Consider the following 13,680-nt stretch of genomic DNA (forward strand, 5'->3'; position numbering starts at 1 on the left):
CTAACTGTGGGCTTGCTCGCGAAAGCGGTAGGCTGGCCAATAATTCAGCGGCTGACCCGCCGCCATCGGGAGCAAGCCCCCTCCCACCTTCGGGTCCCTCGCCCGCTAACCTTTCGCGCATAAAAAAGCCGCCTGCAAGAGGCGGCTTTTTCACAACAACCGAACCTTACAACTTAGGCCCGGCAGCCTTGATCGCATCGCTCACTTCAAACTTCTTGAAGTTCTCTACAAACAGAGCGGCCAGCGCTTTCGCGGCTTCGTCGTACGCAGCTTTGTCAGCCCAGGTGTTACGTGGGTTCAACAGGCCGGTGTCAACGCCCGGTACGGCCAATGGCACGTCGAGGTTGATGGTGTCGAGGTGCTCGGTTTCAGCACGACCAACGCGCCGCTCTGGATGGCTGCGATCACGCCGCGAGTGGTCGGGATGTTGAAGCGCTTGCCGACGCCGTAGCCACCGCCGGTCCAGCCGGTGTTGACCAGGTAGACCTTGGAGCCGAAGCCGCGCACGCGCTTGATCAGCAGCTCAGCGTATTCGCCCGCTGGGCGTGGGAAGAATGGCGCGCCGAAGCAAGTGGAGAAGGTCGACTTGATGCCGCTGCCCGAACCCATTTCGGTCGAGCCCACCAGTGCGGTGTAGCCGGACAGGAAGTGGTAGGCCGCTTGCTCTTCGCTGAGGATCGAGACTGGCGGCAGTACGCCGGTCAGGTCGCAGGTCAGGAAGATCACCGCGTTTGGCTCGCCACCGAGGTTGTGCTCGGAGCGCTTGGCAACGTGTTCCAGCGGGTAGGCGGCGCGGCTGTTCTGGGTCAGGCTGACGTTGGTGTAGTCGGCGTGCTTGGCATCGTCGATCACTACGTTTTCGAGCACGGTGCCGTGCTTGATGGCTTTCCAGATAACCGGCTCGTTCTTCTCGGACAGGTCGATGCACTTGGCATAGCAACCGCCTTCGATGTTGAACACCACGCCTTCGCCCCAGCCGTGTTCGTCGTCACCGATCAGGTAACGGCTTTCGTCGGCGGACAGGGTGGTTTTGCCGGTGCCCGACAGACCGAAGAACAACGTCACGTCGCCCGCTTCGCCGATGTTGGCAGCGCAGTGCATCGGCAGTACGTCGGCGGCCGGCAGCAGGAAGTTCTGCACCGAGAACATGGCTTTTTTCATTTCACCGGCGTAACGCATGCCGGCGATCAGGACTTTTTTCTGCGCGAAGTTGAGGATCACGCAACCGTCGGAGTTGGTGCCGTCACGCTCTGGCACGCACTCGAAGTTGGCCACGTTAAGCACTTGCCACTCTTCACGACCGGCCGGGTTGTATTGGGCCGGGTTGATGAACAGGCAACGACCGAACAGGTTCTGCCAGGCAGTCTGAGTGGTCATTTTCACGGCCAGGTAGTGGTCTTCAGCGGCCCCTACATGAACGTGGGAAACGAAATGCTCTTGCGCGTTGTTGAATGCTTCTACGCGGCTCCACAGGGCATCGAACTTGTCGGCCGGGAACTTGCGGTTGATCGGGCCCCAGGCAATGGCAGCCTGGGTGGAAGGCTCTTCAACAATGAAGCGATCGACCGGCGAACGGCCGGTACGGTGACCGGTTTCTACGACCAGCGCGCCAGTATCGGCAAGCACGCCTTCACCGCGCTGCAGGGCTTCTTTGACCAGATCGTCAACACTCAGATCGGTGTATACGGCGTTATTGGCTTGCGTCATGAGGTTCCCCGTCGGCCTATGGCCGAGTGCTCCAAACGTTTTGTAGTAGAAAGTTGCGCACTACTACCGCGAAAAAAGTGGGCCGGATTATGCCAGAAAAGCCCAAAAAGAGTAGGGGCCTCCCGTCAGAACTGCGCTAATCCGGCGTTTTTCAGGTGATTCACCTGTGCTTAAACGTTTTAGTGGCGGGTGTCGGAGGGGGTGTCGATGCCTGCGCCGGCAAATAATTGGGCTACATCGGCGGCATCGAACAGGTAACGCTGGTTGCAAAACTGGCAGTCGATCTCGATATGGCCACCGTGCTCCACTACCAAATTCTGCGCATCTTCCAAACCAAGGCTGACCAAAGCATTGGCTGAACGCTCGCGCGAGCAACTGCAACGAAAGCGCAGGCCCTGTGCGTCGAACAGGCGCACGGCCTCTTCGTGGTAGAGACGGTGCAGGATGGTCTCGTTGTCCAGGGCCAGCAGTTCTTCCGCGGTCAGGGTGCCGGCCAGGGCGGTCAGCTTGCGCCAACTGTCGGTGCGCTCATCGTCGTCCTTGATGCGGTCAGCCGGCAATTGCTGCAACAGCAGGCCACGCGCGCGCTTGCCGTCGGCATTTAGCCAGAACTTGGTGCCGACTTGCTGCGACATTACGAAATAATTGGTGAAGCAGTCCGACAGCGTTTCGCCGTCGAGGTCGACGATGCCCTGGTAGCGCTGGCCTTCGGTCGGGTCGACGGTGATCGCCAGCACGCCATTGGTCATCAGGTCGCCGAGGGTGGCGTCGGCGGTGATCAGGTCGGCTTCGTAACGGGCCAGGCCACGGATCTCGCGCTCGCTGGAGCACTCGATCATCAGCATCGGAATCGGGCCATCGGAACGCGCTTGCAGAATCAGCAAACCGTCGAACTTCATGGTGCCGACCAGCAGCGCCGCCGCCGCCATCAATTCACCGAGCAGTTGCGCGACCGGCTCCGGATAGGCGTGCTTGGCGAGGACTTCGGCATAGCTGCGCTCCAGCGAGACCAGTTCGCCGCGGGCGTCGTTCTCGTCGAAGATGAAGCGTTGGGTGAAGTCGGTATCCGGTAGATCAGTCATAGGTCTCGGTATCTGAATGATGACAAATTGATGACAAGGTTTATAAAATAAAACGCTTTAGCACCAATTTGGTGCGGTTTTCTCCTGAAAAAGGGAGAGCAATCGAGCGATGAGGAACAGTTTATGAACAATCCGGGTTTGTTCCAAGCTACGTGGAACCTCCGGCGATGGGCCGTTTGCAATCTGGTCGCTGTTGCACTGTTGTGTTTTTGGCTGTGGCCCACGGGCCAGATGCTCTGTGTGATATTCGACGAATGGCTGTTCCACCTGCTCAATGACCCGCTGGCGAGCCATTCGATGTGGTTACACGTGTGGGCCGTGGCCAGCTTGCGACCGTTCGACGCGGTGGTCGGGGTCATTTTGCTGGCGCTGCTGGTGCGTGGTGACTGGGTGTTCAAGGCGGTGCAGGTACGCCAAGCGTTTTTCGGCTTTTTCGGCATTTTGCTGTTGTTGCTGTTTATCCGCATGCTGTTTTCCAAACTCGCCGCGCAAATGGGTTGGCAACACAGCAGCCCGTCGATGGTGATCAGCGGCGCGGTGCAAATGAGCGATTACTTCCCGGGCCTTGAGAAAACCTGGGAGTTGAAGGACCGTTCAAGCCAGAGTTTCCCAGGCGATCATGCTTCGGTGCTGTTGATCTGGGCGATGTTCATGACGGTGTTTACCAAGCGCATTGGCCAGGTGCTGGTGATCTGGGGCCTGGCACTGTTGTTCATGATGCCGCGGCTGGTAGCGGGCGCGCATTGGGGGCAGGACGATTACATCGGCGGCGTGCTGCTGGCGCTATTGGCACTGGGCTGGGGGTATTACACGCCGTTTGCGGCGAAGGTGTCGGAGGGGTTGTTACGGCTGACCGCACCGATCTTCAGGTTACTCGGCAAACTGCCAGTCATCGGGCGATTGAGCGTCATACGCGCAACTGCGTAACACCACAGGCTCAATGTGGGAGTGGACGTGCTCCCACATTTGATCGCCTTCTCGCTGCAGATTTGCGCATCACTCGTCATTGCCACTGCCGCGAAACTTGAACAAATCGCGGCGCTGCTTCTTGCTCGGTTTGCCGTCGGTGGTCATGCCCGTAGCACCCGCCTTGCGCATGGCCGCTGCGTTTTCGCGCTTGGCGATGCTGGCGTCGGTCTCGGCGTACAGCGCCTGCGCTTCGGGCGCACCACGGCGCACAACGGAAAGCGCCTGTACCACGATGGTTTTTTCATCAAACCCGTTACGAATCTGCAACTCATCACCCACGCGCGGCTCCTTGCCAGGTTTGCAGCGCTCACCGCGATGGTGCACCTTGCCACTCTCGATGGCGGCCTTGGCCAGGGCACGGGTTTTATAAAAGCGCGCCGCCCACAACCACTTGTCCAACCGGACCTTTTCTTCCTCTTCCTGCTTTTGAGCCACTTGAATTCCTCGCTCTGAAAAATGTCGCAACTGTACCGTTGAAACCCATCGACGCATAAACCCCCGAGCTCACCTAAGATACGCCAGGTAGCACCCTGTTTTCGCGAGGATACGCTGTGACCGACTTCCCTGCTTCACTCACCTCGCCCAACCAGCGTTGCGTGGGCTGCCAGCAAAGCGAACCGCTGAGTTTCGATTTTGCGTTCGCCTATCAGCCTATCGTAGACCTTCGGGACCACTCGGTTTTTGCCTATGAAGCGTTGGTACGAGGCACGCACGGTGAAGGCGCGCACTCCGTGCTTGGGCACGTCAACGAGAGCAATCGTTACCGCTTCGACCAGCGTTGCCGCACACAGGCGATTGCCGGGGCCGCTGCGCTGGGCATGCAAACCCACCTCTCGATCAATTTTCTGCCGAATGCCGTGTACCGGCCGGAGCTGTGTATCCGCAGTACGCTGGAAGCGGCGCGTGCGCATAATTTTCCGCTCAATCAGCTGATTTTCGAGACACTGGAAAGCGAGCATGTAGATAACCATCGCCATTTGACGAATATTCTGCGTGAATACCGCGAATTCGGTTTCAAGACCGCGATCGACGATTTCGGCGCGGGCCATTCCGGGCTGAATCTGCTGGCTGATTTCCAACCTGACTTGATCAAACTCGACATGGCGCTGATTCGCGATGTCGATCAAGACCGTGTCCGTCAGGTGATCGTCCGGGGGATTGTCACAATCTGTGAGCAGTTGGGCGTTACTGTCATTGCCGAAGGCATCGAAAGTGCCGGCGAGCGCGATTTTTTGTCCGACTGTGGAATTTTTCTGATGCAGGGTTACTGGTTCGCCAGGCCTGCATTCAAAGCCTTGCCTGAGGTTTCAACTCAGGCCTGGGCGAATTAACCGGTTAACCCTATTGAAGACATTTGACCATTTGACCGTTGTGGGTCTGCGTGAGTGGGTGGCACTTCCCGACTTGGGAGTGGCTGGCCTGCGCGCGAAAATCGACACCGGTGCCAGCACCTCAAGCCTGCACGCCACCGAGATCGAGCCGTTTGAGCGCGACGGTGAAAAGTGGGTGCGCTTCACCGCGCACTTGGGCACTGTGGTGCAACTGCGTCACCGCCGCTGTGAAGCACCGCTGGTGACGATGAAAACCATCAAGAGCTCCAACGGCCATGCACAGGTGCGCTATGTGATCAGCACCACCCTGGCGTTGGGCGATCGGGTATGGCGGGTGGAATTCACCCTCGCCTGTCGCAAGGCCATGCGTTACCGCTTATTGCTGGGCTCCAAGGCGTTGATTGACGGCCATCTGGTGGTCAACCCCGGCGTCAAGTACGTTCAAGACAAGCCGGTGTTCCCGGTCTCTACTATTTCTGCCCCAGGTGCTGCATGAAGATTGCTGTGCTGTCGCGAAACCCGCGTCTGTATTCCACCCGCCGCCTGGTCGAGGCCGGCACCGAACGTGGCCACGAAATGGTGGTGATCGACACGTTACGTGCCTATATGAACATTGCCAGCCACAAGCCGCAGATCCACTACCGTGGCAAGCCGCTGGAAGGCTTTGATGCGGTGATCCCGCGTATCGGCGCCTCGGTGACGTTTTATGGCTGCGCGGTGTTGCGCCAGTTTGAAATGATGGGCGTGTTCCCGCTGAATGAATCCGTGGCCATCGCACGCTCGCGCGACAAGCTGCGCTCGCTGCAACTGCTCTCGCGCCGGGGCATTGGCCTGCCGGTTACCGGCTTTGCGCACTCCCCGGACGACATTCCCGACCTTATCGACATGGTCAACGGCGCGCCGCTGGTAATCAAGGTATTGGAGGGCACTCAGGGCATCGGCGTGGTGTTGTGTGAAACCGCCACCGCCGCGGAGTCGGTGATTGAGGCGTTCATGGGCCTCAAGCAGAACATCATGGTGCAGGAGTACATCAAGGAAGCCGGCGGTGCGGACATCCGCTGTTTCGTGGTGGGCGACAAGGTGATTGCGGCGATGAAACGTCAAGCCAAGCCAGGCGAGTTCCGTTCCAACCTGCACCGTGGCGGCAGCGCCAGTTTGATCAAAATCACCCCGGAAGAACGCATGACCGCACTGCGCGCAGCCAAGGTAATGGGCTTGGCGGTAGCGGGTGTGGATATTCTGCGCTCCAACCACGGCCCGCTGGTGATGGAGGTGAACTCGTCACCAGGCTTGGAAGGCATTGAGACCACCACCGGCAAGGACGTGGCGGGGATCATCATTCAGCATCTGGAAAAGAACGGTGGGCCGAACATGACCCGCACCAAGGGCAAAGGTTAGTTAGCTGCAAGCACAAGCTACAAGCTGCAAGTAAGGGCAAAAGCAGCTTGCTCTTTGCTTGCAGCTTGAAGCTTGAAGCTAAAGCTTGTCGCTGCCCTTAAACTGCATCTCTTGGCAGCATCAGCCCCAGCGGCAAGCGTACACGCGCTTCCAGGCCGCCCTCTTCGCGGTTGCGCAGCTCGACATTGCCGCCATGCATCGAGGCGATCCGCCGCACAATCGCCAGCCCCAGGCCCGTGCCTTTGCCACCCCGGGCACGGTCGCCACGGGTGAACGGGTTGAAAATACCTTCAAGTTCGGCCGGGTCGATGCCCGCGCCACTGTCCATCACGCTCAACACCACATAAGGCGCTGTGCTGTCGCCGGACACGTACGCGGCCACTTCTACGTCCGAACCCGCATGGTGCAAGGCGTTGCCGATCAGGTTGTTCAGCAGGCGCTTCATCGATACCCGACGCAACGCAAACGGCTGTATCGGCTCCAGGCGCATGCGCACCTGCTCACCATTCTGGTTGTAGGGCGCCACCACCTCACGCACCAGGTCCGTCAGGTCGACTTCTTCTACCACTTCATCGCGGCCGTCGCGGATAAACGCCAGGAACTGGTCGAGAATCGCGTCCATGTCCTCGATGTCACGGACCATGTCATCTGTGAGGTCGGAATGGTTGCCCATCAGCTCAAGGGACAGCCGCAAACGCGTCAGCGGCGTGCGCAGGTCATGTGAAACACCCGCCAGCATCAGCTCACGCTCGCGCCCGGCCTGTTCGACGTCTTCCGCCATCTGGTTGAACGCGCCGTACACCTCGGTCATTTCGCTGGGCGTATCGCTGACCGGAAGGCGCACACTGCGCCCCTGCCCCAGTTGGCGGGCGGCAAACACCAGGCGTTTCAGCGGCTGGTTAAGCTGACGCACAAAAATCCACGCGGACGCCGTTGAAAGCAAGCCGATGGCCAGGAACCAGCCCAACACGTTCCAGATTTTTTGCCCACGCAGCGGATGCGGGTACAGCGGCACTTTCAGCCAATCCTGACCCAGGCTTGGCGCACGCACCCACAACGCGGGGGAGACATGCATACGCAGGCGCACCTCGGTGTCGTCACCGAGTTCGGCCTGCATCTGGCGCTGGTAAATTTCACTGTAGGGCCAATGCTGCTCGCCCTCGGGCACGCCGGAGCCGGCAACACGCACCAGGGTCGCAGCCTTGGCGATCTTTTCACGGTTCTCAGGGTCGGCCGCCCAATAGGCGCGCAGCGTCAGCGCGACGCCGTGGCTGTATTGTCGGTCCACCAGCACGTCTTCGTTCATCAACAGATAAACCAACGTAAGTGCCTTGGAAAACAGAACGACGATCAGCACCAGCCAAAGGGTGCGCGAGAAGAAACTTTGCGGGAACCACAACGGGGTTTTCATAGGAGACAGCTGGACACCTTGCAAGAACGAGCGGCGCTCGCAGAATTGCAGACGCCGGCATCCCGTCGACCCTCATGGAGTCAAACGCCGGGATGCCCGCCCCTGCAAATCATCGATCACTTGGTTGCAGTGCCATCCGGCACAAACACATAACCCACGCCCCACACCGTCTGGATATACCGCGGCTTGGACGGGTCCGGCTCGATCATGCGGCGCAGACGCGAGATCTGCACGTCGATGGAGCGCTCCAGTGCATCCCACTCCCGGCCACGGGCCAGGTTCATCAGCTTGTCGCGGGTCAGCGGCTGGCGAGCGTTCATCACCAACGCCTTGAGCACCGCGAATTCGCCGGTGGTCAGCATGTGCACTTCTTCGCCACGCTTGAGCTCACGGGTCGCCAGCGACAGTTCGTAGTCGCCAAAGGTAACGCTTTCGTCTTCGCTGCCTGGCGCGCCCGGTACCGGGGCTGCCTGGCGACGCAATACGGCTTTGACCCGGGCCATCAACTCGTCAGGGTTGAACGGCTTGGCCAGGTAGTCATCAGCGCCCAGTTCAAGGCCTTTGATGCGGCTCAGCTCATCGCCCTTGGCGGTGAGCATGATGATTGGAATCTGGTTGTTCGCGCCGCGCAGGCGTTTGCAGGCGGTCAGGCCGTCTTCGCCAGGCAACATCAGGTCGAGCACGACCAGATTGAACACTTCGCGCCCCAACAGGCGGTCCATCTGCTCGGTGTTCGGCACCGCGCGTGCACGGTAGCCCTTGGAGTTGAAAAACCGCTCCAGCAGGCTGCTCAGCCCCGGATCGTCATCAACGATGAGAATTTTTTCGCCTTCAGCAGTTTGTGCAGTGCTGCTCATTAGATGCTCCTCTTGTCTCGGCGCGCATTATGGCCTAGCTGCCGTTATACGCACCGTGTGCATTGTTAGCAGATTTTTCCTTCACCGCCAGTGACCCAGCGCCCTGTAACCTCGGGCGCAGTAGCCCCCAAGGGCAGAACGCTGGTTATAATGCGCCGCCTTTGTACAGGGTAATGTCAGACTTTACTGCTTACTGCCTCACCCGTTTTTTCAGCGACGGGCAGCAATTTTCCGGTTTCGAGGGTCAACAGGCAGCCTCTTGACCCAGGCGCAGGCCCAGTCGGGCCGCTCAACCCGCCTCGCAACGCCTTGTTTTCCGGGCCTGCGAGCTGCTTTCAGAATTTCAGGTGGTTTTATGGACAGCATCAACAGCCGCATCGCCGAGGAACTCGGTGTACGCCCACAACAGGTCGAAGCGGCCGTCGCGCTACTGGATGAGGGCTCAACGGTGCCTTTCATCGCCCGTTACCGTAAAGAAGTGACCGGCAGCCTCGACGACATCCAGCTGCGGCACCTGGAAGAACGCCTGCGTTACCTGCGAGAACTCGACGAACGGCGCATCAGCATCCTCGCCAGCATCGAGGAGCAGGGCAAGCTGACCCCGCAATTGGAGCGCGACATCAAGCTCGCCGACACCAAGACCCGCCTTGAAGACCTGTACCTGCCGTACAAGCAAAAGCGCCGCACCAAGGGCCAGATCGCCCTGGAAGCTGGCCTTGGCGATTTGGCCGACGGCCTGTTTAATGACCCGTCGTTGAGCCCGGACACCGAAGCCGCACGGTTCATTGACGCGGAAAAAGGCGTCGCCGACGTCAAGGCCGCGCTTGAAGGCGCCAAGTACATCCTGATGGAGCGCTTCGCCGAAAACGCCAGCCTCCTCGAAAAACTGCGCACTTACCTCAAGCAAGAAGCCATTCTCAGCGCCCGCGTTATCGCCGGCAAAGAGGAAGAAGGCGCCAAGTTCCGCGATTACTTCGAGCACGACGAACCGCTCAAGAGCATGCCGTCGCACCGTGCGCTGGCGATCTTCCGCGGGCGCAACGAAGGTATTCTGAGCTCTGCGCTGAAAGTCGGCGACGAGCTACCGGGCAGCATGCACCCGTGCGAAGGCATGATCGGTCAACAATTCGGCATCCAGAATCAGAATCGCCCGGCGGACAAGTGGCTCGGTGAAGTGGTGCGCTGGACCTGGAAGGTCAAGCTCTATACCCACCTTGAAACCGACCTGCTCGGCGAGCTGCGTGACGGCGCCGAAACCGAGGCAATCAACGTATTCGCCCACAACCTGCACGACTTGCTGCTGGCCGCTCCGGCCGCCCGCGCGCAACGCTGGGCCTCGACCCGGGCCTGCGCACCGGTTGCAAGGTTGCGGTGGTCGACGCTACCGGCAAGCTGCTCGACCACGCCACCGTTTACCCACATGTGCCGCACAACAAGTGGGATCAGACCCTGGCCATTCTGGCCGCCTTGTGTGCCAAGCACGCGGTGGACCTGATCGCTATCGGCAACGGCACCGCCAGCCGTGAAACCGACAAACTGGCTGCCGAGCTGATCAAAAAATACCCGGCGATGAAAATGACCAAAGTCATGGTGTCCGAGGCGGGCGCTTCGGTGTACTCGGCGTCGGAACTGGCCTCCAAGGAGTTCCCGGACCTCGACGTGTCGATCCGTGGCGCGGTTTCCATCGCGCGCCGCCTGCAAGACCCGCTGGCCGAACTGGTGAAGATCGACCCTAAATCCATCGGCGTCGGCCAGTACCAGCACGACGTGTCGCAGCTGAAACTGGCGCGCGGCCTGGATGCGGTGGTGGAAGACTGCGTAAACGCCGTGGGCGTCGACGTGAACACCGCTTCCGTGGCGTTGCTGGCGCGAATTTCCGGGCTAAACGCCACGCTGGCGCAGAACATCGTCACCCACCGCGACGAAAATGGCGCGTTCAAAACCCGTGCGGCGCTGAAAAAAGTTGCACGGCTGGGTGAAAAAACCTTCGAGCAAGCCGCAGGTTTCCTGCGTGTGATGAACGGCGATAACCCGCTGGACGCTTCTGCCGTTCACCCGGAAGCCTACCCGCTGGTGCAGCGTATTGCCGCCGAAACCGACCGCGACATCCGCTCGCTGATCGGCGACGCCGCGTTCCTCAAACGCCTGGACCCGAAAAAGTACACCGACGAAACCTTCGGTGTGCCGACCATCACCGACATCCTGCAAGAGCTGGAAAAACCCGGCCGCGACCCGCGCCCAGGGTTCAAGACCGCCGAGTTTCAGGACGGCGTCGAAGACCTCAAGGATTTGCAACTGGGCATGATCCTCGAAGGCGTGGTCACCAACGTGACCAACTTCGGCGCGTTTGTGGACATCGGCGTGCATCAGGACGGTTTGGTGCATATTTCTGCGCTGTCCGAGAAGTTCATCAAGGACCCGCGCGAAGCGGTGAAAGCCGGTGACGTGGTACGGGTCAAGGTCATGGAAGTCGATATTCCGCGCAAACGTGTAGGCCTGTCGATGCGCATGAGCGACACCCCCGGCGAGAAAATCGACGGTGCGCGGGGTGCACGCCCTGGCTCGGCACCGCGCCAGTCGCAGAACCGCTCTGAAAGCAGCGCACCGCGCAAGGAAACTGCCACGGCAGCGCCGAGCAACAACGCGATGGCGTCGCTGTTCGCGAATGCCAAACAGTTGAAGAAGCGCTGATGGAAGTTCCCGCCGGTTTAACCCAGAGCGCGTTCAGCGAGCTGATCGGCTGCCGCCTGCAGCGCCTTGAAGAAGGCGTTGCTGAAGTGGCCCTGAGCCTGGAGCCGCAACTGCGCAACCGCGCGGGCAAGCTGCATGGCGGGGCGATTTTCAGCCTGGTGGACATTACGATGGGGCTGGCGTGTTCCAGCACCCATGGTTTTGACCAACAGAGTGCGACCATCGAGTGCAAAATCAACTATATCCGCGCCGTCTCGCAGGGCGAGGTGGTGTGCACCAGCCGGGTGATTCACGCCGGCAGGCGCACGCTGGTGGTGGAGGCGGATGTGGTCCAGGACGAAAAACTGGTCGCAAAAGCACAAGGCACCTTCGCTGTTCTATAGATCCCCACCCTTGATTTGAGTTAATTTCGGCGCTGCGACAACAGCGTCGGAATTTTCTTGCCGCGCCATAGCCAAACTCATGGAGTGAAGAAGGCTTTTTCAGAGCGGGTCAAATCGACTCAAAACCAGGCGATCACGCCAGTTTTAACTTCACCCTTGTAGACCGTCCTGCCCACCCCCATATTGGGGCGACTGACGCGTGAAGGAATCCAACTTGAGCGAACTTCTCAACCGCCGCCTGGCCCTGCTCGGCAAGCGCGAACACCTCTCTTTGCTAGAGCAATGCTTGCACGGCATCGAGCGCGAATGCCTGCGCGTCACCGGTGACGGTCGTCTGGCACAAACGCCGCACCCGGAAGCTTTGGGCGCTGCGCTGACCCACGAACAGATCACCACCGACTACTCGGAATCGCTGCTGGAGTTCATCACTCCCGCCCTGCCCAACCCGGCCGATACCCTGAGCAGCCTGGACAAGATTCACCGTTTTGCCTACACCAAGCTTGGCAGCGAATACCTGTGGAGCCCGTCGATGCCGTGCCCCTTGCCGGCCGAGGAAGATATTCCGATTGCCTACTACGGCACCTCCAATATCGGCCAGCTCAAGTACGTGTACCGCAAGGGCCTGGCCCTGCGTTACGGCAAGACCATGCAGTGCATCGCCGGTATCCACTACAACTTTTCGCTGCCGGAAAAGCTCTGGCCGTTGCTCAAGGAGACTGAAGGCTTCGTCGGCACCGACCGCGACTATCAGTCCACGGCGTATATCGCGCTGATCCGTAACTTCCGCCGCTACAGCTGGCTGCTGATGTACCTGTTTGGCGCCTCGCCGGCGCTGGACGCGGGTTTCTTGCGCGGTCGCTCGCACCAGTTGGAAATGCTCGACGCCGACACGTTGTACCTGCCGTACGCCACCAGCCTGCGCATGAGCGACTTGGGTTACCAAAGCAACGCCCAGGCTGGTCTCACGCCGTGCTACAACGATTTGAGCAGCTACACCGACAGCCTGCGCGAAGCGGTGGCAACGCCTTACGCGCCGTACGTCGAAGTGGGCACGCACAAGGACGGTGAGTGGGTACAGCTCAACACCAACATCCTGCAGATCGAAAACGAGTACTACTCCAACATCCGCCCCAAGCGTGTGACCTACACCGGCGAGCGGCCGATTCAGGCGCTGGTCGCGCGTGGCATCCAGTACATCGAAGTGCGCTGCCTGGACATTAACCCGTTCTTGCCGATGGGTATCGACCTGCCGGAATCACGCTTCCTCGACGCGTTCCTGCTGTATTGCGCGCTGAACGACAGCCCGCTGTTCGCCAACAGCGACTGCGGCAACGCCACCTCCAACTTCCTCAGTGTGGTCAAGGAAGGCCGTCGCCCCGGCCTGCAATTGCAGCGTGAGGGCCAAGCCGTGGGCATGACCGAGTGGGCCACCGAGTTGCTCGAGCAGATTGCGCCGCTGGCCGCCTTGCTCGATGAGAGCCATGGCATGCAGGAACACAGCCAGGCGCTGGACGCCCAGTTGGCGAAGGTCAAGGACCCGTCCCTGACGCCATCGGCCCAAGTGCTGGCGGCAATGGCCGAGCGCAAAGAGAGTTTTGCGCAGTTCTCGCTGCACCAGAGTGAGGTGCATGCCGAGTACTTCCGCAAGGAGCCGTTGCCGGCCGAAGAGCAGGCGCATTTTGAGCAACTGGCGCGCACGTCGCTGGCGCAACAGGCGGAGCTGGAGCAAAACGAAGTGGGCGACTTTGACGTGTTTGTCGGGTCGTACCAGGCCAGCATCCTGGCGATCAGTAACTAAGCCCGCGCTTGATGCCCACCGGGAACTGAGGTTTATGTGGGAGGGGGCTTGCT

At 60.1% G+C, this 13,680-nt stretch carries 10 protein-coding genes and 2 pseudogenes; 7 read left to right on the forward strand and 5 right to left on the reverse strand.

Annotation, left to right across the window (positions count from 1 at the left end; translation table 11 throughout):
- Nucleotides 1-166: 166 nt before the first annotated feature.
- Both F0169_RS24095 and hslO read right to left on the reverse strand, forming a co-directional pair.
- A pseudogene (locus tag F0169_RS24095) lies at nt 167-1,707 on the reverse strand (phosphoenolpyruvate carboxykinase).
- Nucleotides 1,708-1,886: 179 nt separating this feature from the next.
- The gene (hslO, locus tag F0169_RS24100; RefSeq protein WP_058413089.1) at nt 1,887-2,789 is read right to left on the reverse strand and encodes an Hsp33 family molecular chaperone HslO; all 903 of its coding nucleotides are present in this window, start codon (nt 2,787-2,789) and stop codon (nt 1,887-1,889) included.
- Between the two features lie 123 nt (nt 2,790-2,912).
- Between hslO and F0169_RS24105 the strand changes: the two genes are divergently transcribed.
- On the forward strand, nt 2,913-3,716 hold the full coding sequence (locus F0169_RS24105; RefSeq protein ID WP_152747816.1) for a phosphatase PAP2 family protein: 804 nt from the start codon (nt 2,913-2,915) through the stop codon (nt 3,714-3,716).
- 69 nt (nt 3,717-3,785) lie between these two features.
- Here F0169_RS24105 and F0169_RS24110 read toward each other — a convergent pair whose 3' ends face one another.
- Entirely contained in the window at nt 3,786-4,193 is a 408-nt protein-coding gene (locus F0169_RS24110) for a S4 domain-containing protein (protein ID WP_172979538.1), read from the reverse strand.
- 116 nt (nt 4,194-4,309) lie between these two features.
- On the opposite strand from F0169_RS24110, the gene rimA reads away from it, so the two are divergent.
- The 3 genes from rimA to rimK are packed head-to-tail and all read left to right on the forward strand — an operon-like array spanning nt 4,310 to nt 6,487.
- Nucleotides 4,310-5,089: a S6 modification regulatory phosphodiesterase RimA gene (gene rimA, locus F0169_RS24115; protein ID WP_058413086.1), complete on the forward strand. Its 780-nt coding sequence runs from the start codon at nt 4,310-4,312 to the stop codon at nt 5,087-5,089.
- A 13-nt stretch (nt 5,090-5,102) separates the two neighbouring features.
- Nucleotides 5,103-5,585 carry a retropepsin-like aspartic endopeptidase RimB gene (gene rimB, locus F0169_RS24120; RefSeq protein ID WP_058413085.1) on the forward strand — a complete coding sequence of 161 codons (483 nt, stop codon included), beginning with the start codon at nt 5,103-5,105 and terminating at the stop codon, nt 5,583-5,585.
- A complete protein-coding gene (gene rimK / locus F0169_RS24125) occupies nt 5,582-6,487 on the forward strand; it encodes a 30S ribosomal protein S6--L-glutamate ligase (protein ID WP_025855543.1) in 906 nt (301 codons plus the stop codon). The genes rimB and rimK overlap by 4 nt, the downstream gene beginning before the upstream one ends.
- A gap of 97 nt (nt 6,488-6,584) precedes the next feature.
- Here rimK and F0169_RS24130 read toward each other — a convergent pair whose 3' ends face one another.
- Together F0169_RS24130 and ompR are read right to left on the reverse strand one after the other, a co-directional pair.
- Nucleotides 6,585-7,898, reverse strand: a complete 1,314-nt coding sequence (locus tag F0169_RS24130) for an ATP-binding protein (protein WP_058413084.1) — start codon at nt 7,896-7,898, stop codon at nt 6,585-6,587.
- A 116-nt stretch (nt 7,899-8,014) separates the two neighbouring features.
- Nucleotides 8,015-8,755: an osmolarity response regulator transcription factor OmpR gene (gene ompR, locus F0169_RS24135; protein ID WP_053255745.1), complete on the reverse strand. Its 741-nt coding sequence runs from the start codon at nt 8,753-8,755 to the stop codon at nt 8,015-8,017.
- Between the two features lie 355 nt (nt 8,756-9,110).
- Between ompR and F0169_RS24140 the strand changes: the two are divergent.
- The 3 genes and pseudogenes from F0169_RS24140 (at nt 9,111) to gshA (ending at nt 13,627) form a co-directional block, all read left to right on the forward strand.
- Nucleotides 9,111-11,446 (forward strand): annotated as a pseudogene (locus tag F0169_RS24140) (Tex family protein).
- Nucleotides 11,446-11,829: a PaaI family thioesterase gene (locus tag F0169_RS24145; protein ID WP_152747819.1), complete on the forward strand. Its 384-nt coding sequence runs from the start codon at nt 11,446-11,448 to the stop codon at nt 11,827-11,829. Before F0169_RS24140 ends, F0169_RS24145 begins: the two are co-directional and overlap by 1 nt.
- 214 nt (nt 11,830-12,043) lie before the next feature.
- Nucleotides 12,044-13,627 (forward strand): glutamate--cysteine ligase, encoded by a 1,584-nt coding sequence (gene gshA / locus F0169_RS24150; protein ID WP_058413081.1) that lies wholly within the window; start codon nt 12,044-12,046, stop codon nt 13,625-13,627.
- Nucleotides 13,628-13,680 lie beyond the last annotated feature (53 nt).

It is taken from the genome of Pseudomonas kitaguniensis (assembly GCF_009296165.1).
Taxonomy (GTDB): domain Bacteria; phylum Pseudomonadota; class Gammaproteobacteria; order Pseudomonadales; family Pseudomonadaceae; genus Aquipseudomonas; species Aquipseudomonas kitaguniensis.

Bases quoted from the DNA above. Each gene is read 5' to 3' on its own strand.
- hslO (WP_058413089.1), bottom strand. From the start codon at position 2,789: ATGACTGATCTACCGGATACCGACTTCACCCAACGCTTCATCTTCGAC.
- F0169_RS24105 (WP_152747816.1), top strand. From the start codon at position 2,913: ATGAACAATCCGGGTTTGTTCCAAGCTACGTGGAACCTCCGGCGATGG.
- rimK (WP_025855543.1), top strand. From the start codon at position 5,582: ATGAAGATTGCTGTGCTGTCGCGAAACCCGCGTCTGTATTCCACCCGC.
- F0169_RS24130 (WP_058413084.1), bottom strand. From the start codon at position 7,898: ATGAAAACCCCGTTGTGGTTCCCGCAAAGTTTCTTCTCGCGCACCCTT.
- ompR (WP_053255745.1), bottom strand. From the start codon at position 8,755: ATGAGCAGCACTGCACAAACTGCTGAAGGCGAAAAAATTCTCATCGTT.
- F0169_RS24145 (WP_152747819.1), top strand. From the start codon at position 11,446: ATGGAAGTTCCCGCCGGTTTAACCCAGAGCGCGTTCAGCGAGCTGATC.